20 protein-coding genes are annotated in these 24,718 nt (G+C 47.4%); 19 read left to right on the forward strand and 1 reads right to left on the reverse strand.

From position 1 onward, the window contains the following. Position 1: 1 nt before the first annotated feature. Genes ACH6CZ_RS08730 through ACH6CZ_RS08770 form a run of 9 tightly spaced genes read left to right on the forward strand, consistent with a single transcriptional unit; the run spans position 2 to position 7,030 of the window. On the forward strand, positions 2 to 1,468 hold the full coding sequence (locus ACH6CZ_RS08730; protein ID WP_374097046.1) for an adenosylcobinamide amidohydrolase: 1,467 nt from the start codon (positions 2 to 4) through the stop codon (positions 1,466 to 1,468). Further along, positions 1,465 to 2,427, forward strand: a complete 963-nt coding sequence (gene cbiB, locus ACH6CZ_RS08735) for an adenosylcobinamide-phosphate synthase CbiB (protein ID WP_374097047.1) — start codon at positions 1,465 to 1,467, stop codon at positions 2,425 to 2,427. The genes ACH6CZ_RS08730 and cbiB overlap by 4 nt, the downstream gene beginning before the upstream one ends. Further along, on the forward strand, positions 2,402 to 3,475 hold the full coding sequence (locus tag ACH6CZ_RS08740) for a pyridoxal phosphate-dependent aminotransferase (protein WP_374097048.1): 1,074 nt from the start codon (positions 2,402 to 2,404) through the stop codon (positions 3,473 to 3,475). The genes cbiB and ACH6CZ_RS08740 overlap by 26 nt, the downstream gene beginning before the upstream one ends. Further along, a complete protein-coding gene (locus ACH6CZ_RS08745) occupies positions 3,463 to 4,005 on the forward strand; it encodes a bifunctional adenosylcobinamide kinase/adenosylcobinamide-phosphate guanylyltransferase (protein WP_374097049.1) in 543 nt (180 codons plus the stop codon). Before ACH6CZ_RS08740 ends, ACH6CZ_RS08745 begins: the two co-directional genes overlap by 13 nt. Before the next feature lie 43 nt (positions 4,006 to 4,048). Then, positions 4,049 to 4,825, forward strand: coding sequence for an adenosylcobinamide-GDP ribazoletransferase (gene cobS, locus ACH6CZ_RS08750; protein WP_374097050.1), 777 nt, complete (start codon positions 4,049 to 4,051; stop codon positions 4,823 to 4,825). After that, complete coding sequence (locus tag ACH6CZ_RS08755; protein ID WP_374097051.1) at positions 4,777 to 5,412, forward strand: histidine phosphatase family protein; 636 nt, start codon at positions 4,777 to 4,779, stop codon at positions 5,410 to 5,412. Before cobS ends, ACH6CZ_RS08755 begins: the two co-directional genes overlap by 49 nt. Further along, positions 5,364 to 5,786 (forward strand): bifunctional adenosylcobinamide kinase/adenosylcobinamide-phosphate guanylyltransferase, encoded by a 423-nt coding sequence (locus tag ACH6CZ_RS08760; protein WP_374097052.1) that lies wholly within the window; start codon positions 5,364 to 5,366, stop codon positions 5,784 to 5,786. Before ACH6CZ_RS08755 ends, ACH6CZ_RS08760 begins: the two co-directional genes overlap by 49 nt. Before the next feature lies 1 nt (position 5,787). After that, entirely contained in the window at positions 5,788 to 6,372 is a 585-nt protein-coding gene (locus ACH6CZ_RS08765) for a cob(I)yrinic acid a,c-diamide adenosyltransferase (protein WP_374097053.1), read from the forward strand. Further along, complete coding sequence (locus ACH6CZ_RS08770; RefSeq protein WP_374097054.1) at positions 6,365 to 7,030, forward strand: ATP-binding protein; 666 nt, start codon at positions 6,365 to 6,367, stop codon at positions 7,028 to 7,030. Before ACH6CZ_RS08765 ends, ACH6CZ_RS08770 begins: the two co-directional genes overlap by 8 nt. A 164-nt stretch (positions 7,031 to 7,194) precedes the next feature. Here the strand turns inward: ACH6CZ_RS08770 and ACH6CZ_RS08775 are convergent, their stop codons facing one another. Beyond that, on the reverse strand, positions 7,195 to 8,337 hold the full coding sequence (locus tag ACH6CZ_RS08775; RefSeq protein WP_374097055.1) for a phospholipase D-like domain-containing protein: 1,143 nt from the start codon (positions 8,335 to 8,337) through the stop codon (positions 7,195 to 7,197). 154 nt (positions 8,338 to 8,491) lie between these two features. Here ACH6CZ_RS08775 and ACH6CZ_RS08780 point away from each other — a divergent pair, with 154 nt between their 5' ends. From ACH6CZ_RS08780 to ACH6CZ_RS08825, 10 genes are all read left to right on the forward strand, one after another. Beyond that, positions 8,492 to 10,609, forward strand: coding sequence for a heterodisulfide reductase-related iron-sulfur binding cluster (locus ACH6CZ_RS08780; protein ID WP_374097056.1), 2,118 nt, complete (start codon positions 8,492 to 8,494; stop codon positions 10,607 to 10,609). Between the two features lie 935 nt (positions 10,610 to 11,544). After that, a complete protein-coding gene (locus ACH6CZ_RS08785; RefSeq protein WP_374097057.1) occupies positions 11,545 to 12,723 on the forward strand; it encodes an acetyl-CoA C-acetyltransferase in 1,179 nt (392 codons plus the stop codon). Positions 12,724 to 13,129: 406 nt separating this feature from the next. Then, complete coding sequence (locus tag ACH6CZ_RS08790) at positions 13,130 to 13,981, forward strand: 3-hydroxybutyryl-CoA dehydrogenase (RefSeq protein ID WP_374097058.1); 852 nt, start codon at positions 13,130 to 13,132, stop codon at positions 13,979 to 13,981. A 21-nt stretch (positions 13,982 to 14,002) separates the two neighbouring features. Then, positions 14,003 to 15,139 (forward strand): acyl-CoA dehydrogenase, encoded by a 1,137-nt coding sequence (locus ACH6CZ_RS08795; protein ID WP_374097059.1) that lies wholly within the window; start codon positions 14,003 to 14,005, stop codon positions 15,137 to 15,139. 13 nt (positions 15,140 to 15,152) lie between these two features. After that, positions 15,153 to 16,292 (forward strand): acyl-CoA dehydrogenase, encoded by a 1,140-nt coding sequence (locus ACH6CZ_RS08800; protein ID WP_374097060.1) that lies wholly within the window; start codon positions 15,153 to 15,155, stop codon positions 16,290 to 16,292. 493 nt (positions 16,293 to 16,785) lie between these two features. Next, a complete protein-coding gene (locus ACH6CZ_RS08805) occupies positions 16,786 to 17,376 on the forward strand; it encodes a TetR/AcrR family transcriptional regulator (protein WP_374097452.1) in 591 nt (196 codons plus the stop codon). A gap of 3 nt (positions 17,377 to 17,379) precedes the next feature. Continuing rightward, the gene (icmF, locus tag ACH6CZ_RS08810) at positions 17,380 to 20,640 is read left to right on the forward strand and encodes a fused isobutyryl-CoA mutase/GTPase IcmF (RefSeq protein WP_374097061.1); all 3,261 of its coding nucleotides are present in this window, start codon (positions 17,380 to 17,382) and stop codon (positions 20,638 to 20,640) included. A gap of 773 nt (positions 20,641 to 21,413) precedes the next feature. Beyond that, a complete protein-coding gene (gene rpoE / locus ACH6CZ_RS08815; RefSeq protein ID WP_374097062.1) occupies positions 21,414 to 21,941 on the forward strand; it encodes a DNA-directed RNA polymerase subunit delta in 528 nt (175 codons plus the stop codon). A 528-nt stretch (positions 21,942 to 22,469) separates the two neighbouring features. Then, the gene (locus ACH6CZ_RS08820) at positions 22,470 to 24,068 is read left to right on the forward strand and encodes a CTP synthase (protein ID WP_374097063.1); all 1,599 of its coding nucleotides are present in this window, start codon (positions 22,470 to 22,472) and stop codon (positions 24,066 to 24,068) included. Positions 24,069 to 24,159: 91 nt separating this feature from the next. Beyond that, on the forward strand, positions 24,160 to 24,693 hold the full coding sequence (locus ACH6CZ_RS08825) for a hypothetical protein (protein ID WP_374097064.1): 534 nt from the start codon (positions 24,160 to 24,162) through the stop codon (positions 24,691 to 24,693). The last annotated feature ends 25 nt before the right edge of the window (positions 24,694 to 24,718 follow it).

A 24,718-nucleotide genomic window follows, 5' to 3' on the forward strand; every position in this document is an offset into this window, starting at 1 on the left:
GATGCTGAAAGCTACAAACATTAGCGGCGGTTATGGAGAAAAGGATGTTGTGAAAAACGTCTCATTTGAGCTTCAGAAGCAGGAGATTCTCGGTATTCTTGGACCGAATGGCAGCGGTAAAACAACGCTGATGAAAATGATCAGCGGACTTTTACCGTGCCGCACAGGGGATGTTTCTTTTAAGGATCAGCCGCTAAAAGGTTATTCAGCCAAGCAGCTTGCCCGTGAAATTGCCGTACTGCCGCAGCTGCACAGTCATGCTTTTGACTATACAGTCCGCGAAACGGTGTCGATGGGACGCTATCCTCACCAAAAAGGCATGTTTGCACCGTGGACGGCCAATGATGAAAAAGCGGTCGTAGAAGCGATGGAGCAGACCGGTGTGCTTGAATTTGAAAGCAAGTCGATTCAAGATCTGTCAGGCGGAGAGCGTCAGCGCGTGTTTTTAGCACAGGCACTGGCGCAGGAGCCAAAGCTGCTTTTACTGGATGAGCCGACAAACCATCTGGATCTGTCTTACCAAAAGCAGTTGCTTGATCTGTTGAAGGAATGGACGGAAACGCATGAACTGACGGTGATTTCGATTTTTCATGATTTAAATATTGCTTCATTATACTGTGACCGCCTGCTGCTGTTACACAACGGTGAGACCGTGCAGCTCGCTGAACCGGGGCATGTGATGAATAAAGAAACGGTGGAACGGGTGTACAAGGCGCGCGTACATGCGCAGTCGCACCCTGAGCTGCCAAAGCCGCAGGTCACATTGCTGCCGAATCATGGTCAACACGCACTGTCTCAGATTACAAAAGATCATTTCACGGTTACGCCTGACCATATTCACGTCGGGGCGCCGCAGTCGCTGAAGACACTATCGTCTGCAGTAATTGGAGCGGGACTTGGCTGGTATCATCATTTTGTAAACAGGCACGTACCGATGGATTATGAATGTGACGACAGCTATGAGGATATGAAGATGTACGCCGCGAAAAACGGCTGGAATGCAGCGGACACAGTCGGCATGATGACTGCTGTAAAGGTAGAAGATGTCGTGATACGTGAATACGAAGAAAACGGTTTATCCGTTGTCATAGCTGTCACTGCAGGTGTCGGTAACGCGGTTGATGTCTCACTTTCCCATGAACGCGATCGCCAGGCGACAATCGGTACGATCAACAGCTGGATCTTTATTAACGGCAAGCTGTCTGATGAAGCATTTATTCAGGCGATGATGACTGCCACTGAAGCGAAAGTAAAAGCGCTCCAAAACGCTGATGTAAAGGATCCACTTACAGGTACGCTTGCAACAGGCACGTCCACTGACAGCGCCATGGTAGCAGCAACGCAACATGGATCATTCGTTCAGTATGCAGGCTCAATCACACGGCTTGGGAAGCTGATCGGTAAAGGAATTGTCGAGTGCACGACAGAAGCCATACAGATTTACCGTAAAAGAAAGGGAATATTATGATCATACATGCAGCGGCAATGACGATTGCGCTCTGCCTTGATCGTCTTATTGGAGATCCGCCCGCCTGGCCGCACCCTGTCAGGTGGATCGGATCTTTCATTATATGGCTTGAGCGCAGGTTGAATAAAGGAAGGTCACGTAAGCTGAAAGGTGTCGTTGGTGTATTTTTAGTCGTAGCAATAACAATATTGATCACAGCTTCAGTCGTTTACGGAAGCTATCAGATTCACTGGATCGCAGGCTTCATGCTTGAAACGATCCTGATCACATCAGCACTTGCATCTAAAAGTCTGGCTGACGCAGCAAAAGAAGTTTCTACCCCCCTTCAAAAAGGAGACATGGAAGAAGCAAGAACAAAGCTTTCCTGGATCGTCGGGCGGGATACAGAACACCTTGATGAATCCGCCATTGCACGCGGAACGATTGAAACACTCGCTGAAAATACAAGCGACGGGGTGACAGCACCAATGTTCTTTGCCCTTCTTTTCGGCGCGCCTGGCATCTGGGGTTATAAAGCGATCAACACCGGCGATTCGATTGTCGGTTATCAAAATGAGCGTTATCAGGCATATGGATGGGCAAGTGCGAAGCTTGATGACGCAGCTAACTGGATTCCGGCAAGAATCACAGCGCTTCTCATGCTGCTCACTGTAAAGCCAGTCCAGGGTAAAAGGTCCGCGCTTTTAAAAAATCTATCCGCACAGGCACGCAAGCACCCGAGTCCAAACAGCGGCTGGGGCGAGGCAGCGGTTGCACTGCTCTTACATATTAAACTTGGCGGAACCAATACATATCAGGGCGTAATCTCAAACAGGCCGGTCATTGGTCTGTCAGATGATCCGCTCACCGTACAACATATTGACCAAACCATCACCATCATGCACAGAACGGCCTGGCTGTTTCTGTCATGCTGCTGGATCGGAGGCATGCTCTATGACTTTACCTTCACATGGCGCTAATCCGCTTAAATTATATGAAGCGTTAGGTATGAGAACACCTGACGAAGTGATCGATTTCAGTGAAAATAGTATCCCTATCGGACCGCCTGCGCGATTAAAAGAGCAGTGGAATCATTGGTTTAATGCAATCTCATCCTATCCTGATCCTGAAGGGAAGTACCTGAAAAAGCTGATTGCATGTAAGCATCATGCCAGTGAAGGACAGGTGCTCCTTGGAAATGGAGCATCAGAGCTGATGATGACTGCGCTCAGGAAGTTTCAGGGGAAAACAGTCGGTGTGATTCATCCTGCATTCAGTGAATACGAGCGGGTTCTCGAGGCGAACGGTGCAATAACTCATCACATTTACACGGCTGAAACAACGAACTTTCAGCCGGATGACGCTGACATTCATGCATTTTTATCAGTGTCTGATCGCGCATTGTTTATCTGTAATCCGAATAATCCTACAGGCATCAGGCTTGAGCGGGAAACACTTTTAGCCTGGCTCGAAATAGCTGAGAAATCGGGGAGTATACTTTTACTGGATGAAGCCTTTATTGATATGGCAGGAGAAGAATATTCACTTGCAGATCACACTGGCAGCGCTTCGCTCATCATTTTCAGATCAATGACGAAGGTGTACAGTATTGCAGGACTGAGGCTTGGATATGTACTGGCGGATGAAGACACAGTAAAAGAGATCAGTCAGTACCTGCCTCACTGGAATGTGAATCAGCTTGCGCTTTTAGCGGGCGAGGCTGTCTTACAGGATCCGCAATACACAGAGGAAGTCCGCGCTTTTATCAGAAAAGAAAGCATGCATTTCACAGCTGCTCTTCGCAATCTCGGGTTTAAAGTATCCGGCTCTGCAGCCAATTATGTGTGTATTCAGCCGCCAGATCCACAGCAGACAGAAGCACTCTGGAGGTTTCTACTCAGGGAGGGGCTTGTGCTGCGTCACACGTACAATTACAAAGGCCTTGACGGCGAATGGCTGAGAGCAGGACTGAAGCTGCCTGAGCAAAACCGGCAGCTGATTGAGGCGGTGACGTTATGGGCACAGTAACCATTGTCATCGGCGGCGCCAGGAGCGGCAAAACCGGATGGGCTGAACAAGAGGCGCTGGACAGGCAGCGTGAAACCGGTGGCAGTCTGATCTATCTTGCTTCCGGCGTTTCCTTCGATCATGAAATGGAGGAGCGGATTAAAAGGCATCAAAAGGATCGTGCAAATGAAAACTGGCAGACAGTTGAACAGCCGATTGACCTGCCGGAAGCGATTAAAAAAATTCCGGAGCGCGCGATCGTCGTCTGGGACTGCGTGACGACATGGCTGACCAATGAGCTGATGAGAGGATCAGTAAAAGCGCAGATTCTGCATGATCTCACCTGTTTTATCAGGTCAGTGAAAATGCAGGCAGACCTTTATATCGTCACAAATGAAGTGCTGAGTGAACCGGTCTTTATAGATGGATTTACTGCTGTCTATCAGCGCCTGATCGGTGAGATCCACCAGCTGCTCGTAAAAGAGAGCAACCGCGCTGTTGAAATGGAAGTGGGTCATGCGCAGATCCGGAAAGGTGGGATGCTGCAATGAACACCCGTCAATATGATAAGCTTGCAGGAAATAAGGTATCATCATGGTAAAAGGATTCCTGCTTGCGATTCAGTTTTTCACCGTCCTACCGATTCGCCGTGAAATAGAGATGAACAACCGGTCTGTCAGCTGGATGATTGGGCTTTTGCCACTGGTTGGTGCAATCATTGGCAGTATTACGCTCAGCATCATTTTTGCTGCAGACGCTTTTTCTGTGAGCCCGCTCATCACTGCGTTTCTAATCTGGCTGACGGTTATTGTGCTGACAGGCGGTCTGCATCTGGACGGCTGGGCGGATGTGAGTGATGCTTACTTTTCTTATAAAGATACTAACAAGAAACATGATATTTTAAAGGATCCAAGAGTCGGTGCGTTTGGTGTACTGTCACTCATTGTTCTGCTGGCGTCAAAGTTTATTCTCCTGCTGGATCTTTCCATGCAGGGAGCGGCGGGCTGGACCTGGCTCATCTGGGTTCCGGTGCTGTCCCGCCTGATGATCGCTTTTTTACTTGTAAAAGCGCCACTTGCCAGGCAGGACGGCATGGCGTACTACTTAAAACGTTATCTGACTGAACGCGTTCTTTTAAAAGCAGGTACAGTCAGTCTGGTTGCAGTGATCCCGCTGGTTATTTCACCGGAGTTATGGCCGTTACTCATCTTACTTTTAGCAGGAACCATTGTCTTTACAATCATCAGCGTGATCTTTTTTAAAAAAGCATTTGGCGGCATCTCGGGAGATTCGCTCGGTGCTTCAGTTGAAGGAGGAGAATTATGGAGTCTGATACTCGTGTGGTGTTATCTCTCTATCGTCATGGGGTAACGAAGGAAAATCAGGATAAAGTCTATATCGGATGGTCAGACGTATCGATCTCACAGGATGGAATCGACCGTCTGCATGAAACGAAGCAGCACCGGCCGGACGCAGAACGCGTTGTGATCAGTGATTTGAAAAGGTGTGTGGAATCAGCGGACATTCTGTTTCCGGATCAGCCGAAAATTCAGCATCGCGGCCTGCGTGAAATTAATTTTGGAGAATGGGAAGGCCGGAAAGCCGACGAGCTGCAAAAACGTGAAGACTTTGCAGAATGGCTGAATAATCCGGAAGTGATGCAGCCTGAAAACGGCGAGTCCTTTAAAGATTTTTCAGCGCGTGTCATGGAAGCATGGAAAACGATCCGCGAGTGGTGTGTACATGATGAGGTAAGGGATATCGCCATCGTCGCGCACGGCGGTTCAATCAGAAAACTTTTAACAGAGCTTGCGCCAGAAGAAAAAGATTTCTGGGACTGGAAGCCGCTTCACGGTGAAGGGCTGACACTTGTCTGGAAAGACGCGGAGTCGTTCGGGAGGGGAGACCGTTGCACTTTGTTATCGGCGGTGCCTACAACGGCAAACGAAAATGGGTAGAATCACAGCTCGATCAGGCTCGGTATCAGGAGATCAATGAGCCTGGGACAGAGCTGGATGACGGTTTGAACAACATTTTGTTTACAGACCTTGAACACTGGATTTTCAAACAGTTTGGAAACGACAGTGATGAAGTCGTACAAATATGGAAGCAGGAAGTAGACCGTTTAATCGAATGGGAAAACGGGCATCCTGACAGGCGCGTCGTTATCATTGGAACAGATCAGTCAAAAGGAATCGTGCCAATCGAAAAAGAACAGCGCTTCACGCGTGACATTCTCGGCTGGTGTCATCAATATTCCGCATTAAAAGCAGAACGCGTGACGAGAGTCTGGTATGGTATTGCAGAAGAGCTGAAAAAAAGGAGGATTTAAAATGAAAATTTACACGAAAACAGGGGATAAAGGACAAACGAGTTTAATCGGGGGACGTGTCTTTAAAGATGACGTCCGCGTGGAAGCGTACGGTACAATTGATGAAGCGAACAGCTTTGTTGGAAAGGCTGTTACAGAGCTTGATGCTGAAAAGTTTGCTGATATTTTAGCAGATCTTGAAGCGATCCAGCACGAACTGTTTGATGCAGGCGGCGATCTTGCGAATGTATCTAGCCGCCGTGAGTGGAAGCTTGATACAAAAGCAGTCGAGCAGCTTGAAAAGAGAATTGATGAACTGATGGAAGAAGCACCGGAGCTTGAGCGCTTTATCCTGCCTGGTGGATCACCTGCAGCAGCGACGCTTCATATCGCAAGAACGGTCACACGCCGCGCAGAGCGCCAGACTGTAGCACTTGCCAAACTTGATGCAGAGCTTCCAGGTACGCCGCAGCAATACCTGAACCGTCTATCAGATTATCTGTTTGCCTGCGCTCGTGTTGTCAATGCGCGCCAGAATATTTCAGACGTTGAATATATCCGAAGCGCAAAAGTGTTCCATACGAATAAAAAATCTAAAGATGAATAAATCAGCTTTTGGCCGTAACGCCATGGAGTGGCGGGTGGGCGACCGTGTACTTGTCATGACGTCAGATAACAGCGGAGCGATTGGTGAAAAACCGCTGGATGAGGTCAATGTGCCTTATGAAATAGTTGCCTATTACGCATTCCGCACAGCTGTGATGGACTGTTTTTCAGCAGGAGCAGTACCGGTTTCAGTAGTGTTGCATAATTTTTGCGAAGAAGCTGCATGGGGAAAGCTTCATGCAGGTGTTCTAAAGGGTCTCGCTGAAGTTAGTGTTGATGCTGCTGTGACTGGCAGCACTGAATCAAATATGGTGCTGCAGCAGTCTGCTGTTGCAGTGACTGTGCTTGGTGAGAGAGTGCGGGATTTCAAAGACGTGAGCGGTCCGGTTGAATGGACGCTTGCTGGAAAGCCGCTTGTTGGGATGGAAGTGGTGGAACAGGCTTCGGAGGTTGCGCCTTTAAGCCTCGTCCGCTCCTATCTTGATGACCCGTCTGTTACAGTGATCTGGCCGGTCGGGTCAAAAGGTGTGGCAGTGGAATGGGCAAGGATGAGTGAGCAGCTTTGTATTGAAGCCTCTATGCCTGATTTTGGTGTTGATAAGAATAAATCAGCGGGTCCGGCAACTTGCTGGATCGTTGGAAGGTCTGCAGTCGAGTGATGCTGCAGGCTTTTTTAATTGTGATAACGGGCTGAGTTGTACCGATACACGCGGAGAGTTGTAGCAATCCTCGCCAAAGTTGCAGCAATCCGGTCGTGAACATGCCGCCATCACCTCAATTCCGGTAGCGAAGTCTGGGTCAGACCCAGACTTCGCTACTCCGACTAAAGCAAATGCCCCACACACCACGCAGCCGTCTCCTTAATCGGCTGTACTTTTAAATCTCCCTGCTTCAGTTTCACCGCATTGGTCAGGTCCTTCTCAATACTCTCGGATAAAGAAAGGATTATTTCCTGATCTTCTGTAATCACATTTAACTCTTCATTAATTAACAGACTCCGCCGATCAAAATTCATTGTGCCAATGTCACAGAGCCTGCCATCAATCAAAATCGCTTTCGCATGATAAAAGCCGTTTTGGAATTGATAGACATCTGCTCCTTTTTCGAGAAGACGGCGGAGGTAGCGATAGGAAGCAGGCTGAACGAGTGGATGGTCAGGTGTTCCTGGAACTAAAACGGTTAGTTTTACACCACTTTCGATGGCATTAAACAGGCAAGACTCAACCTTCTGAGTCGGAATAAAATAAGGAGAACCGATAAAAATAGAATCCCTCGCTTTTTTCAGCAGGTTGCAGATGAACGCTTCCTGATCAACTGCCTCAGAGGATACCAACTGATACGCGCCGTTTCCCGCTGTTTCAGATTCAATGAACTCCTGCCGCCAATCACGCTCAAATTCAATTTGGCAATCCTGAGTGATCTCACCAGTTAAACGTAAATGATAATCCCGCCACGGAGTCAGCACAGGATCCAGATGTAAATATTCCAGCCCGATATTAAATCCACCAACATGTGCAATTTTTTTATCAATCACTGCAAGCTTTTTATGGTTTCTTTTCTGCATGAAAAACCAGCTACCTTTAAACGTAAATGGACGGCTGAATTGAATGATGACACCTTCATGCGGAGTCTGCTTCAGCGACTTTTTAAAGGTACGGCTGCCAATTGCATCCAGCATCAGACGTACACGGACACCTTCACGCGCTTTTTTGACAAGCAGTTTCATCAGACGCTGTCCGGCATCATCCGGCTGTAAAATGAAAAACATCATATCAATTGTACAGACAGCATTCAGACAGTCATCTTCCAGCTGTTTCATCCATTTAACTCCGTCATCAAAAAAATCAGCATGTGCATTTTTCTTAGAATACGCGGAAAGATGCTTATTTTTATTTTTTCTTAATCCTGCCACCCAGTCCAGTCTGAGCCAGATAACAAGCAGTGCGATCCAGACAAATATTTTCATCATCCGACTCCTTTCTCGAAAATAGTATGTCCAAATAACAGCAGAACCTGTAAAATGAAAGAGAAAAGTTCTGAAAATCCATTGACTGAATGCTCATTCATTATATAATGAGTATAAGAAAGAGTCAGACAACTTTGGGAGGAGTGCAGCGAACATGAGCATTGGGGATATTTTGCTGATTGTTAACTGGATTGCGTTCATTCTTGTAACCGCTTACGCAGTCTATTTATTTGGCTATCTGGTTAAATCGCGCTATGACTTTATCAAACTCGGTAAAAAAGAAGAGTTTGATAACAACGTCAAAGAACGCATGAAAAAGATCATGGTTCAGGTATTTGGCCAGAAAAAATTATTGAAGGATAAGAAGAGCGGAATGATTCACGTCATGTTCTTCTACGGATTCCTGCTTGTGCAGGCAGGCGCAATTGACTTTATTTATAAAGGACTTGTACCTGGTGAACATCTGCCGCTTGGCATTTTCTACCCTGGATTTACATTCTTCCAGGAACTTGTCACATTAATGATTCTAGTAGCAGTCGCCTGGGCTTTCTACCGCCGATACATGGAAAAGCTTGTCCGTCTGAAAAGGGGTTTTAAATCAGGACTTGTACTGATTTTTATCGGCGGACTAATGGTATCTGTATTACTTGGAAATGGTGCAGGGATTGTTTTCTTCGACCATGAACCGACTTGGACAGAGCCTGTCGCATCAGTTATCGCACTTGCAACCGGCTGGATGGGTGCTACAGCGAACGCAGTGATTTTCTATTTTGCATGGTGGGTACATTTATTATTCCTGTTAGGCTTCTTAGTATACGTGCCGCAGTCAAAGCACGCGCACTTAATTGCAGGACCGATCAACGTGTACTTCAACCGTCTTGATAATCCTGGTAAGCTTCGCAGCATTAATTTTGAAGATGAGTCACAGGAAACGTTCGGTGTTGGGAAAGTGGAAGACTTCACGCAGCTTCAGATGATTGACCTCTACGCGTGTGTGGAATGCGGACGCTGTACGAATATGTGTCCTGCAACAGGTACAGGTAAAATGCTGTCGCCGATGGATCTGATCACAAAAATCCGAGACCACCTGACATTTACAGGAGCGGCTGTAACGTCACAGTCTCCGTGGGTACCGGCACCTGCATTTGCTCAGACAAAAGGCAACCAAATCGCAGCAGCTGCAGCAAACGGCGGTACTGAAGCGGCGATTGATATGTACCACCCAAGCCTGATCGGTGACGTCATCACTGAAGAGGAAATATGGGCTTGTACAACGTGCCGTAACTGTGAGGATCAGTGTCCTGTCATGAACGAACACGTTGATAAAATCATCGATCTGCGCCGTTACCTTGTACTGACTGAAGGTAAGATGGAGCCGGATGCACAGCGCGCAATGCAAAATATTGAGCGTCAGGGTAATCCGTGGGGTCTGAACCGTAAAGAAAAAGAAAACTGGAGAGAAGCACGTGAAGATGTTGTGGTACCGACAGTCAAAGAAATGAAAAAGGCAGACGAAGAATTCGAATACCTTTTCTGGGTTGGATCAATGGGTTCATTTGACAACCGAAGCCAGAAAATCGCCCTGTCATTTGCAAAAATGCTGAATGAAGCAGGCGTGAAATTCGCGATTCTCGGAAACAAAGAGAAAAACTCAGGTGATACACCGCGCCGCCTTGGAAATGAATTTTTATTCCAGGAGCTTGCGAATGCCAACATTGCTGAGTTTGAAAAAAATGAAGTGAAAAAGATCGTAACGATCGACCCTCACGCATACAATGTTTTTAAAAATGAGTATCCTGAATTCGGCTTAAAAGCTGAAGTCTACCACCACACTGAAGTACTTGCGGAACTGGTGGAGCGCGGCAAGCTGAAGCCGGTACACGCAGTCAACGAGAAGATCACCTTCCACGACTCATGCTACCTCGGCCGCTACAACGAAGTATACGATCCGCCACGTGAAATCCTGAAATCAATCCCGGGCGTTCAACTGGTGGAAATGGAACGTAACCGCGAAAAAGGTATGTGCTGTGGCGCCGGCGGAGGACTGATGTGGATGGAAGAAGACAAAGGCCACCGCGTCAACGTGGCCCGTACAGAACAGGCACTCGTTGTTGAACCATCCATGATCAGCTCCGGCTGCCCATACTGCCTGACAATGCTGTCAGACGGTACGAAGGCGAAGGAAGTTGAAGAAGAAGTTGGTACGATGGATGTCGCTGAGCTGCTTGAACTGAGTGTGATTGGGAAACCGCAGACAGCGGATATTGCCTAATAAAGAAAAGTGGAAGCGTCTTGACCAGACCCGACAAGCATAAGGCGAGCTGAGAGAAACGGGTGAACTTTCCCGTTTTCTCAGGTTGACTTATGACTCGAGGATCTAGGCGCTAAAGCTGGACAATAAAGAAAAGCGGAAGGCGCTCGTTCAGCTCTGACAGGCATAAGACGCGTAGCGGAAAACGGGGGCATTTTCCCGTTTACCGATGCGTGGCTTATGACCCGAAGAGCTAGCGCCTGAAGCTGGACAGAGTGAAAAAGCGGAGATGCTTTATTCGCACCCACATACACTAATAAAACCAAACGACCTGGCTGCTTCTGATGACGGCCAGGTCGTTTTTTTTGGGAGAGATGTCGGGGCAGTAGCGGGCATAAGCCTTTTGATACTAAGTGGCGAACCTTCGTGTTTATAAGCCGAACACTACACCACGAGCGTCGAACACAGCTTCATGAACGTCGAACGTCACAGCTCAAACGCCGAACATGAACCACTTTCCGTCGAACCCGCATCCAGTGTCAAAACCAGATCCGAAATCTCTCTTCCTATTTAAAATCCTACTTGTATCAACGGTTGAAATCGCTTACAATAGAAGGGGTAGCATCATTTAAATGCCGTTAAATCGGCTTTTTTAAAGAGGATTTACTGAGCGAGCGTTCAGTCAACACGCGCCCGCCCAGCCAGAAAACAGTCAGAATGTTCAGGTCAAGGATGCATTTTTGTAAGCGGATTCAAATTTACTTTTAGACTGACTGTATTATTCGATGCAGTCACAGCTGATCGTAGCGGAGGGCGGGCGACTCCTGCGGCATAGAAGCGACAGGTGAGACCCCGGAAACGCGCAGCGTTGAGGAGGCTCACCGGGCGGCCGCGAAAAGCGCCCGCCCGGAGCAGAGATCAGCGGCTATCAAAGTTAAACAAAGGGGAGAATCACAATGCCAAAAACAGTAATTATTGACGGAGCAAGAACACCTTTCGGAAAAATGGGCGGATCACTCGCATCATTTACAGCTTCAGACCTTGGAGCAGAAGCAATTAAAGAAGCACTAAAGCGTGCAAATGTTGCACCGGAAACAATAGATGAAGTCATCCTCGGCACAGTCCTGCAGGGCGGACAGGGACAAATCCCATCACGCCAGGCAGCACAAAAAGCAGGCATTCCATGGGAAGTCAAAACAGAAACAATTAACAAAGTATGTGCATCAGGCATGCGTTCAGTCACACTTGGCGACCAGTTGATCAGACTTGGAGACGAGTCATTGATCGTTGCAGGCGGCATGGAGTCAATGACAAACGCACCTTACTTTATGGATAAAGCAAGATCAGGCTTCCGTATGGGAGACCAGATGGTAAAAGACATGATGGTTCACGATGGACTGACTTGTACATTTAACAACGTTCACATGGGTACTTACGGAAACTCAACAGCTGAAGAATTCAGCTTGACACGTGAAGAGCAGGATGTATGGGCAGCTAGAAGCCACAAGCTTGCAGGTGACGCAATCGATAATGGCGTATTTGCTGAAGAAATCGTGCCACTTCAGGTTCCTCAGCGTAAAGGTGATCCAATCACAGTTGAAAATGATGAGTCAGTCAGAAGAGGAACGACACCTGAAACACTTGCAGGTCTTCGTCCGGCATTCGGAAAAGACGGCACAATCACAGCAGGTAACGCACCTGGCATCAACGACGGTGCATGCGCAATGGTATTAATGAGCGACGAGCGCGCTGAAAAAGAAGGCAAGACACCGCTCGCTACGATTCTTGGACACGCAGAAGTAGCAGTTGAAGCGAAAAACTTCCCGCAAACACCAGGACTTGTCATCAACGCATTGCTTGAAAAAACAGGCCACAAACTTGAAGACATCGACCTGTTTGAAATCAACGAAGCATTCTCAGCAGTTGCACTGGCAAGTAATAAAATTGCAAACCTTGACCCTGAAAAAGTAAACGTCAACGGAGGCGCAGTCGCACTTGGTCACCCAATCGGCGCAAGCGGCGCACGTGTCATCCTTACACTTGCATACGAACTAAAACGCCGCGGCGGTGGACTCGGCATCGCAGCCATCTGCTCAGGCGGAGGCCAGGGCGACGCAGTACTGATTCAAGTTTGATCTTGAATTTTGTACGAAGAGGTTACTGATTTTTAGAATCAAAATGTTTTGCAGGATGCTATTAATTTATAAATAGAAGTATTAGCAGACCGGAGCGTAAGGCGGCGACTCCACCGGGATGTGACGGACAGCTGAGACCCCGCAGACGCGAAGCGTTGAGGAGGCTCAGCGCCGTCCCCGGGGAAAGCGTCCGCCTGAAGCGCAGGTCTGCGGCTTATGAATAGCAAAAGAATTGTACATTGCAACATCCCCTGTTGGTCTGCGCGGAGGACGGGTGACTCCTGCGGCAGAAAGGGACAGGTGAGACGATCATGGCGCAGCCTGATGGCTCACCGCCCGGCCGCGGAAAGCTTCCCGTCCAGAGCGCAGGCCAACAGGGCATATCAGAGTACAAAGGAGAATCCCAATGAACATCAAAACAGTCATGGTTATCGGCGCCGGACAAATGGGCGGTGGCATCGCACAGGTTTGTGCCCAGTCAGGCTACAACGTCATCCTCAACGACCTGAAAGACGAATTCCTCACACGCGGACTCGGCGTTATCGAAAACAACCTGAGCCGCGCAGTCAGCAAAGAAAGAATGACAGAAGAAGATAAAAACGCCACACTCGGCCGCATTACACGTTCAACTGATCTGAACGATGCGAAAAACGCTGACCTCATTATTGAAGCAGCAGTAGAAAATATCAGCATTAAAACAAAGATTTTCGAAACATTAGATCAGGCAGCGCCAGCGCATGCTATTTTAGCTTCAAACACATCTTCACTGCCAATTACAGAAATCGCAGCAGCAACAAATCGTCCTGAACAGGTGATCGGCATGCACTTTATGAACCCGGTACCAGTGATGAAGCTCGTTGAAATCATCCGTGGACTGGCAACAACTGACGAAGTGTATCAGGCAATTGAAGATATGACGAAAACGCTCAGCAAAGCACCGGTTGAAGTGGAAGACTTTCCGGGATTTGTTTCAAACCGCATTTTGATGCCAATGATCAATGAAGCGATCTACACGCTTTATGAAGGAGTTGCGAGCAAGGAAGCCATTGATGATGTCATGAAAATGGGTATGAACCATCCAATGGGACCGCTGCAGCTGGCTGACTTTATCGGACTTGATACGTGCCTTTATATTATGGAAATTCTTCACGAAGGATTTGGCGACAGCAAGTACCGTCCATGTCCGCTGCTTCGCAAATATGTAAAAGCGGGATGGCTCGGTAAAAAGACCGGCCGCGGTTTCTACAGCTACGAATAAACATCAGGGAGGATCAGAAAGATGGACCTGCGATTTACAGAAGAACAAATCATGATGCAAAAAATGGTGAGAGACTTTGCGCGCGAAGAAATCGAGCCATTTATCGAAAGAATGGAAGCGGGAGAGTTTCCGCGTGAGATTTTAAATAAAATGTCTGAGTTGGGTCTGATGGGGATTACGGTACCTGAAGAGTACGGTGGTGCAGGAATGGATTTTACGTCTTACATCATCGCGATCAATGAACTGGCAAAAGTAAGTCCGGTGGTCAGCGTGATTCTATCCGTTCATACATCAGTCGGCACAAACCCGATTTTATACTATGGAAATGAAGAGCAGAAGCAGAAGTACGTGACAAAGCTTGCGACAGGAGAACACCTAGGTGCCTTCTGTTTGACAGAGCCAAGTGCAGGGTCGGATGCTGCGAGTCTGAAAACACGTGCTGTGAAAAAAGATGATCATTATGTGTTAAACGGATCTAAAATTTTCATCACAAACGGTGGGGAAGCAGACACGTATATTGTATTTGCCGTAACAGATCCTGAAAAAGGTACAAAAGGGATCAGTGCATTTATCGTAGAAAAGAATTTCCTTGGATTTGTTGTCGGAAAAGATGAAGAGAAAATGGGTCTTCACGGTTCACGCACAGTCCAGCTGACATTTGAAGATATGAAAGTGCCGCTTGAAAACCTTTTAGGCGAAGAAGGAGAAGGCTTTAAGATTGCACTTGGCAACCTTGATGTCGGCAGGATCGGGATCGCTGCAAAATCACTAGGTATTGCTGAAGCAGCGGTTGAACATGCAGTTGCTTATGCAAAAGAGCGTGAGCAGTTCGGCAAGCCGATCGCACAGCAGCAAGGAATCGGCTTCAAGCTTGCAGATATGGCAACAGCCGCTGAAGCTGCAAAACTATTAGTCTATCAGGCAGCTTTCCTTCGTCAGGAAGGTAAGCCATGCGGTAAAGAAGCGTCAATGGCAAAACTGTTCGCTTCATCAACTGCAATGAATAACGCAATCGAGTGCGTTCAGGTATTTGGCGGAAACGGCTATACAGAAGATTATCCGGCAGAGCGACTGTTCCGTGACGCAAAAATCAGTGAGATTTATGAAGGTACAAGCGAAATCCAGAGAATCGTGATCAGTAAGCACGTGACCAAATAGGGGGAAATTCAACATGAATTTTAAGTTAACTGAAGAACATGAAATGATTCGTAAAATGGTACGCGACTTTGCGGAAAAAGATGTTGCACCAACAGCTGCTGAGCGTGATGAAGAAGAGCGCTTTGACCGCGAAATCTTCGATAAAATGGCTGAGCTTGGATTAACGGGAATTCCATGGCCTGAAGAATACGGCGGCATCGGCAGTGACTACCTTGCCTACGTGATCGCAGTTGAAGAACTGTCACGCGTCTGTGCTTCAACAGGTGTAACACTGTCTGCTCACCTGTCACTAGCGAGTTGGCCAATCTTCAAATTCGGAACAGAAGAGCAGAAAAAGCACTACCTTACAAAGCTTGCTCAGGGTGAAATGCTGGGTGCATATGGACTTTCTGAACCAGGCGCAGGGTCTGACGTATCATCAATGAAGACAAAGGCTGTGAAAAACGGCGACCATTATGTACTGAACGGTTCAAAAGTATGGATTACTAATGGCGGCGCAGCGGAACTGTACATCATTTTCGCAGTAACAGACCCTGAAGCAGGAACGCGCGGCATGAGTGCATTTATCGTTGAAAAAGGCTGGGAAGGCTTCTCGATCGGTAAAAAAGAGAAGAAGCTCGGCATTCGTTCATCACCTACAACTGAACTGATCTTTGACAATGTAAAAGTACCGACTGAAAACCTTTTAGGTAAAGAAGGAGAAGGCTTCAAGATCGCGATGATGACACTTGACGGCGGCCGCAACGGAATCGCAGCACAAGCAGTCGGCATCGCACAAGGTGCGCTTGACGCATCAGTTGAATATGCAAAAGGACGCGAGCAATTCGGCAAAACGATCCTTGCAAATCAGGGCGTATCCTTCAAGATCGCAGACATGGCAACAGCCATCGAAGCATCACGCCTGCTGACGTACCAGGCAGCATGGCTTGAATCAGAAGGTCTGCCATACGGTAAGGAATCAGCAATGTCGAAGCTAATGGCTGGGGATACAGCGATGAAGGTAACTGTGGAAGCTGTGCAGATCTTCGGTGGCTACGGCTATACAAAAGACTATCCGGTTGAACGCTACATGCGTGACGCAAAAATCACTCAGATCTACGAAGGCACCCAGGAAATCCAACGCCTCGTAATCGGCCGTATGGTGACGAAGTAAGTTAGTGGTTGCTTAGAAAAACGCTTTTGATTTCCGCGGAAGGGACTCGCTTTTCGCGGACGAACGCTCGAGCCTCCTCGGGCAGAAAACCACTGCCCTGCGGGGTCTCTCCCGCACGTTTTTCCGCAGGAGTCTCGCCCCTCCCGCTACAATCAACGCTCTAATAGATTATTAAAATCAAACTTACGATTATTACAGAATGGCTTGAATTTGATTCTATTTTAAAGTGTATGTCTGCTTATAAAGCCTTGATTGGAGCGTAAGGCGGCGACTCCGGGACGATTAGAGGGAAGCTGAGACCCCACAGCCGAAGGCGAGGAGGCTCAGCAACCTCCGTCCGGAAAGCGTCCGCCTGAAGCGGAAATCATAAGCGATTGCAATAGACCCACACGTCCCTTTAGCCAATGGACCATCAGAATGTGAAAGGTGGCGGATGCGATTGGAGAATAAACGGGAAGTACAATCCTCAGTAAAAGACGAGCGGCTCATTGAAATGCGCCGCGACCAAATGATCAAAGGAGCCGTATCCCTTTTTAAGCAAAAAGGATTTCACCGCACCACAACACGTGAAATCGCAAAAGCTTCAGGATTCAGTATCGGCACACTCTATGAATATATACGCACAAAAGAAGACGTGCTCTACCTTGTCTGTGACAGAATCTATGATGAAGTTCGCGTCCGCCTGCATGATATGGAACTTGATGGCGGGACGCTGCAGTCTTTATCTAGAGGAATTGCACATTATTTTAAAGTCGTCGACAGCATGCAGGATGAAGTACTTGTCATGTATCAGGAAGCCAAGTCACTTTCGAAGGATGCACTGCCGTACGTGTTGAAAAAAGAGCTTGAAATGACACAGATGTTTGAAACGCTGATTAAAAAATGCGTGGATGAGGGTGAACTTGTGATGGAGCCGGATGAAATTCATCTGCTCGCACAGAACATTTTCGTACAGGGTCAGATGTGGGCGTTCAGAAGATGGGCGCTGCGTGAATATAATATTGACCAGTATACGGATCGACAGACCGAACTGCTGCTGAAAGGTGTAAGGGGATACCAGGCAGCGGTGAACAAGGGGGAATAAACGATGGCAGTAAATGAACCAGTAATTTATAAGCCAAAAAATCCGGTTCGTTTTGTAACGGCATCGAGCCTGTTTGACGGGCATGATGCATCAATTAATATTATGAGAAGAATTCTGCAGGCAAGCGGTGCAGAGGTGATTCATCTAGGACATAACCGCTCAGTTGAAGAAGTGGTCAACGCTGCAATTCAGGAAGACGTGCAGGGGATTGCGATTTCATCCTATCAGGGTGGGCACGTTGAATATTTTAAATATATGTATGACCTGCTGAAAGAACGCGGCGCCCCGCATATTAAAATTTATGGTGGCGGTGGCGGCGTCATTATTCCGCGTGAGATTAAAGAACTTCACGCATATGGAATCGCGCGTATCTTTTCGCCGGAGGATGGCCGTACAAATGGGCTTCAGGGAATGATCAACCGGATGCTTGAAGAGTGTGACTATGCAACGGTTGAAAAAGAGATGAAGCATGAGATCAGTGAACTGACTTCAGGTGACATTCCAGTTGTATCTAAATTCATCTCGCTTGCTGAATATCGCATGAAGGATGACAGTGACGTCTGGCAGAATATCATGGATCAGGTGAAAGCAGAGGAGAAGCATGCGCCTGTGATCGGGATCACGGGTACAGGCGGCGCAGGAAAAAGCTCGCTGACTGATGAGCTGATCCGCCGTTTTATTAATGAGATTCCTGATAAGAAGGTCGCGATTCTCTCAATTGACCCGACCAAGCAGAAAACAGGTGGGGCGCTTTTAGGAGACAGAATCCGCATGAATGCGATCTTCTCTGATCGCGTATTTATGAGAAGTCTTGCAACCCGTGGCTCAAAAAGTGAGCTGTCACTTGCGATCCGTGATGCGATTTCTGTTGTAAAAGCTGCAGGTTATGACATGGTCATCGTTGAAACGAGCGGAATCGGTCAGGGGGATGCTGAAATTGCTGAGATCTCGGATATCTCTATGTACGTGATGACGAGTGAATTCGGCGCACCTTCACAGCTTGAAAAAATCGATATGATCGACTATGCAGATCTTGTTGTGATTAATAAATACGAGCGTAAAGGCTCTGAGGATGCAAAGCGCCAGGTGCAAAAGCAGTACCAGCGCAGCCGCATGCTGTTTGATCAGGACCTAGATGATATGCCGGTATTCGGTACGATCGCATCCCAGTTTAACGATGCGGGAACGAACGCACTTTTCGCAGCATTGATTGAAAAAGTGAATGACAAAGTGCAGACAGACTGGGCTACCGCTTTTTCTAAAAAAGCTGAAGTAGAAAAGCAGAACGTCATTATTCCAAACGATCGCCGTTACTATCTGCGCGAGATCTCAGAAACCGTCCGCCGCTATCATAAAGGTGCTGAGGAGCAGGTGAAGCTTGCACGCCGTTTCTTCCAGCTTGAAGGCAGCATTGAAGCAGCCAAAGAAGCTGGTGAGGACGCAACGGTTGATGTCCTTAACACAATGAAAGAAACAGCATGGGAGCAGCTTTCAGCAGAATCTAAAAAGATTCTTGAAAACTGGCCGCAGCTGAAAGAATTGTATGCGCAGGATCAATTCACAACGAAAATCCGCGATAAGGAAATCGTCACAGAGCTGAAGACAACGAGTCTGTCAGGCCTGTCGATTCCAAAAGTGGCACTGCCAAAGTTTGAGGACTATGGTGAAATTTTAAAATGGGTATACAAAGAAAATGTGCCGGGATCATTCCCTTACACAGCCGGTGTATTTCCATTTAAGCGTAAGGGTGAAGATCCGAAGCGCCAGTTCGCCGGTGAAGGGACGCCTGAACGAACAAACCGCCGCTTCCACTACCTGTCAAAGGATGATGATGCGAAGCGTCTGAGTACAGCATTTGACTCGGTAACGCTTTATGGTGAGGATCCTGACCACCGCCCTGATATTTATGGAAAAGTCGGGGAAAGCGGCGTCAGCATTTGTACGCTTGAGGATATGAAAAAGCTTTACGCAGGATTCGACCTGTGCGCACCGTCAACATCAGTATCCATGACGATTAACGGACCGGCACCGATTATCCTGGCGATGTTTATGAACACAGCAGTTGATCAGCAGGTAAAAGCGCGTGAAGAAGAACTTGGCCGTACGCTTTCGATGGACGAGTTCACTGAAGTGCGCGAACAGACATTACAGGTCGTTCGAGGCACCGTGCAGGCTGATATTCTAAAAGAAGATCAGGGACAAAACACATGTATCTTCTCAACAGAATTCGCGCTCCGCATGATGGGTGATATCCAGCAGTACTTTATCGATCACAAAGTGCGTAACTATTATTCAGTATCAATTTCCGGTTATCATATCGCTGAAGCGGGTGCGAACCCGATTTCACAGCTTGCATTTACACTTGCTAACGGCTTTACGTACGTTGAATACTATTTAAGCCGCGGCATGGATATTAACGACTTTGCACCAAACCTGTCATTCTTCTTCTCAAATGGACTTGATCCTGAATACACAGTGATTGGCCGTGTAGCAAGAAGAATCTGGGCAACTGTGATGAGAGATAAATACGGTGCAAATGAGCGTAGCCAGAAGCTCAAATACCATATTCAGACGTCAGGCCGCTCGCTGCACGCGCAGGAAATCGACTTTAACGATATCCGCACAACGCTGCAGGCACTAATGGCACTTCAGGATAACTGTAACTCGCTTCACACCAATGCGTATGATGAAGCGATCACAACGCCGACTGAAGAATCTGTCCGCCGCGCAATGGCGATTCAGATGATCATTACAAAGGAGCATGGCTTAAGTAAAAATGAGAATCCGCTACAAGGCGCATTTATCGTCGAAGAACTGACTGACCTTGTAGAAGAAATGGTTCTTCAGGAATTCGAACGGATCAATGACCGCGGCGGCGTACTTGGCGCAATGGAGACGCAGTATCAGCGCGGTAAAATCCAGGAAGAATCCATGCACTATGAAATGAAGAAGCATACAGGTGAGCTTCCGATTATCGGTGTGAACACATATCTGAATCCAAACCCGCCATCAGAAGATCAGATGGACAGCATGGAACTTGCACGTGCGACAAAAGAAGAAAAGGAAACACAGATTACAAACCTCCAAAACTTCCAGCAGTCGCATGCTGACAGTGCAGAAGATGCGCTGAATAGACTGAAAGAAACAGCAGTCTCAGGCGGTAACCTGTTTGCTGAGCTGATGGAAACGGTCAAAGTGGCATCACTCGGTCAAATCACGCACGCCTTGTATGAAGTTGGCGGTCAGTACCGTCGGAATATGTAAGATTAAATTACCGTAAAAGCTGCCGGATTATTACCCGGCAGTTTTCTTTTTGTACTATAATGAGACTAATCATTCTGATTGGGACGTGATTTAGTGAAAAAACTGCTTATTCTCAGCGCTTCCATACTGCTGATCGCCGGGCTGACCCTATATCTGTACAGCCGAATGGTTGGAGCAGTCCCGTTTCTCATGCTCTCAGCCGTATTCTACTGGCTCGCATGGCGCGAAACCAGAAAGGGTCGAATAAAGAATTCCTAAAAAACAATGGTAACTATGGCATTCTGATTAAAACTTTGGTTATAATGGAACATATGCCTTGAGCTAAATTCATTTATATACTTTATAAGTGGACCGTTGATTTACGCTGCAGGCGGACGCTTTCCGGACGGAGGTTGCTGAGCCTCCTCGCCTTCGGCTGTGGGGTCTCAGCTTCCCTCTAATCGTCCCGGAGTCGCCGCCTTCCGCTTCAATCAACTAGGTGCTAAAGCGAATGTAAGAACTTTTATAAAGTATTTTAAATGAAATTCTATACAAAGTTGCTGCAGTTAAATTAAGTTGTAAACACATCTGTCTGTTTAATCCATCTCAGCTGTCCTTTGTAGTGGGGGACGGAGACTCCCGCCCCAGGAAGGGACAGGTGAGACCCCGCAAGGCGAAGCCTGAGGAGGCTCACCGCCCGGGGGCAGGAAAGCGAAGTCCCCCACGGAAAAGGACAGCGGTGTGGAAGATCAACTTCTAAAAGCAACACCACCCAAACCAAAGGAGTGCTAAGCATGGAACTAAAAAACCGCTCAGTAGAAGACCTGCGTGAATATTCATTTATAGAAATCGCACACCAGCTGCTCGTTGACAACCACAACTCAATGACATTTAACGACATGGTCGAAGAATGGAAACGCCTGCTAGGTGTAACAGATAAAGAAGCGCGTGAAAGAATCGTTCAGTTCTACACAGACCTGAACATGGACGGCCGTTTTATTTACCTTGACTCAGACAAAGGCTGGGGTCTTCGTTCATGGTATCCGCTTGATCAGGTAGAGGACGAGCAGATCACAAGCGAAATCCAGACAACGAAGAAAAAGCCAAAGTCTAAAAAGAAGAAAAAAGCAGAAGAAGATCTCGACTTTGATAATCTTGATGACGAAGAAGACGATCTTGTCTACGACGAAATCGACGATGAAGTTGAAGATGTTGAAGACATCGATGGTGAAGAATTCGAAAACGATGTGGATTACGATGATCTTGACGACGATGAAGAAGATGATGACCTCGACGAAGACGAAGATGAGGATAATCTGTAAATCGTCAGTCTTTTCCGCCATTTAATTCTTTCTTGATTTTTTAAAATTTGATGGTAGTATTTTATTTGGGCTCCCTTTAAAGGGATCAAACACAAATATCCGCGCTCCCTTGCGTTTCACACGCAGGAGGGGCGCTTTTTTATTTTTTATAAAACTCTTTAAAACCGCTGCTCCTTTCCGTTCAGGACTACGCTTTCCGCACCCGGGCGTCCGAGCCTCCTCGTGCTTCGCGCTGCAGGGTCTCGTCTGCCCTTCCTGGTGCAGGAGTCTCCGTCCTGAACTCCAAGGAGCAGCTGGATAGAGTGAAATATATTGTCGTGCATGCTCGTCCCTGGTAAAGGAATTTATTCCTACAGACAGAGTTGATCGGAGCGGAAGGGGGCGACTCCAACGGGAGAAGACGGACAGGTGAGACCCCGCAGGCGAAGCTGAGGAGGCTCACCGCCGTCCCCGTGGAAAGCGTCCCCCTGAAGCGTAGATCAACGGTTATATATTACATCACCCGTAAACCCGAAAGGAGAAATACACATGTCAACAAAATATATCTTCGTCACAGGCGGCGTAGTATCATCGCTTGGTAAAGGAATCACAGCAGCATCACTTGGACGCCTTTTAAAAAACAGAGGGCTGAACGTAACCATCCAGAAGTTCGACCCATACATTAACGTAGACCCGGGAACAATGTCACCGTACCAGCACGGTGAAGTATTCGTCACAGATGACGGCGCAGAAACTGACCTTGACCTTGGTCACTACGAGCGTTTTATCGACATCAACCTGAACAAATACAGCAACGTCACAACTGGTAAGATCTACTCGACTGTACTGAAAAAAGAGCGTCGCGGTGACTACCTTGGCGGAACTGTACAGGTCATCCCGCATATCACAAACGAACTGAAAGAGCGCGTTTTCCGTGCAGGCCGTGAAACAAACGCAGATGTTGTGATCACTGAAATCGGCGGAACAGTAGGGGATATCGAGTCACTTCCATTCCTTGAAGCAATCCGTCAGATTAAGAGTGACGTAGGCCGTGAAAATGTCATGTACGTTCACTGTACGCTTGTGCCTTACATTAAAGCAGCCGGCGAAATGAAAACAAAGCCGACACAGCACAGTGTTAAAGAGCTTCGCAGCCTTGGTATTCAACCGAATATTATTGTGCTGCGTACTGAAAATCCGATTTCTCAGGATATGAAAGACAAGATTGCGCTATTCTGTGATATCGATGAGAAATCAGTGATTGAAGCAACAGATGCAGATACACTTTATGCTGTACCTCTTGCGCTTCAGGCACAGAACATGGACCAGATCGTATGTGATCACTTCAAACTTGATGCACCTCAGCCTGAAATGACTGAATGGAATGCGCTTGTTGATCGTGTACGTAATCTGAAGGAAAAGACAACGATTGCGCTTGTTGGTAAATACGTTGAGCTGCAGGATGCTTATATTTCAGTTGTAGAATCACTGCGCCATGCAGGCTACAGCTTTGACGCTGATGTTGAAGTAAAATGGCTGAATTCTGAACTGCTGACTCGTGAAAATGTAGAGCAGGAGCTTGGTGACGTTGATGGAATTCTAGTCCCTGGTGGATTCGGCGATCGTGCAATTGAAGGTAAAATCGAAGCAATCCGCTATGCACGTGAAACAAAGACGCCATTCCTGGGTATTTGCCTTGGTATGCAGCTTGCAAGCGTTGAATTTGCACGTAACGTACTTGGCATGGAAGGTGCTCACTCAGCCGAGATCAACCCTACAACGCCATACCCGGTCATTGACCTGCTTCCTGAGCAGAAGGATATCGAAGACCTCGGTGGAACGCTGCGTCTTGGATTGTATCCATGTAAACTGACTGAAGGCACAAAAGCATTCGAAGCATATGACAATGAAGTCGTTTACGAACGTCACCGTCACCGCTTCGAGTTCAATAACCAGTATCGTGAGAAAATGGAAGACGCGGGATTCCTATTCTCAGGTACAAGCCCTGATGGCCGTCTAGTAGAAATCATTGAGCTTGCTGACCATCCTTGGTTCGTGGCATCACAGTTTCACCCGGAATTCACATCACGCCCAACTCGTCCGCAGCCATTGTTCAGAGACTTTATTGAAGCGACAATGAAGAAATAATAGATCATCATCCTCCGCCCTCAGATGGGGTGGGGGATTTTTTTAGCCTGCACCGACGTAACTGGGTATAATGAACAAAAGGGGTGATCAGATGAAAAAGCTTTATCGATGGTCAAATTGGAAAACCTGGCTCGTATCTTTACTCATTTTCCTAGCATTTCTCGGCTTTATTCTGCCGGATGAAGCGGCTGAATCCTCACGTGTCACCGGAACATCTGAATCACCGGACAGCTCCTTCTTTTACACACCTGAAACACTCTATTCTATTGCAGATACCTATGGTGAAGAGGGGCGTGCATACTACGTTCAGGCGCGGTATACATTTGATGTCGTCTGGCCGGTCGCATACTTTTTGTTACTGACGACCACCCTTGGTCTGCTGTTCAAGCCGGTTCAGCGTTCTAAATGGGGAGTAATTATTCTGCTACCGCTATTCGGTCTGATTTTTGACTACCTTGAAAACCTCAGCACAGCACTGGTTATGAGCTTCTATCCGGAGCGGCTAGACCTTTTCGCAACCATTGCTCCTTTCTTTACAGCGATTAAATGGAGCTGTATTTACGCAAGTTTCGCGCTCATTCCAGTTGGCATCATCGTATTTTTCTGTACTCGTAAAAAAGCGTAACCAGCAAAAAAAGTTCCTATCGCAA

It is taken from the genome of Jeotgalibacillus sp. JSM ZJ347 (assembly GCF_044383825.1).
Taxonomy (GTDB): Bacteria; Bacillota; Bacilli; order Bacillales; family Jeotgalibacillaceae; genus Jeotgalibacillus.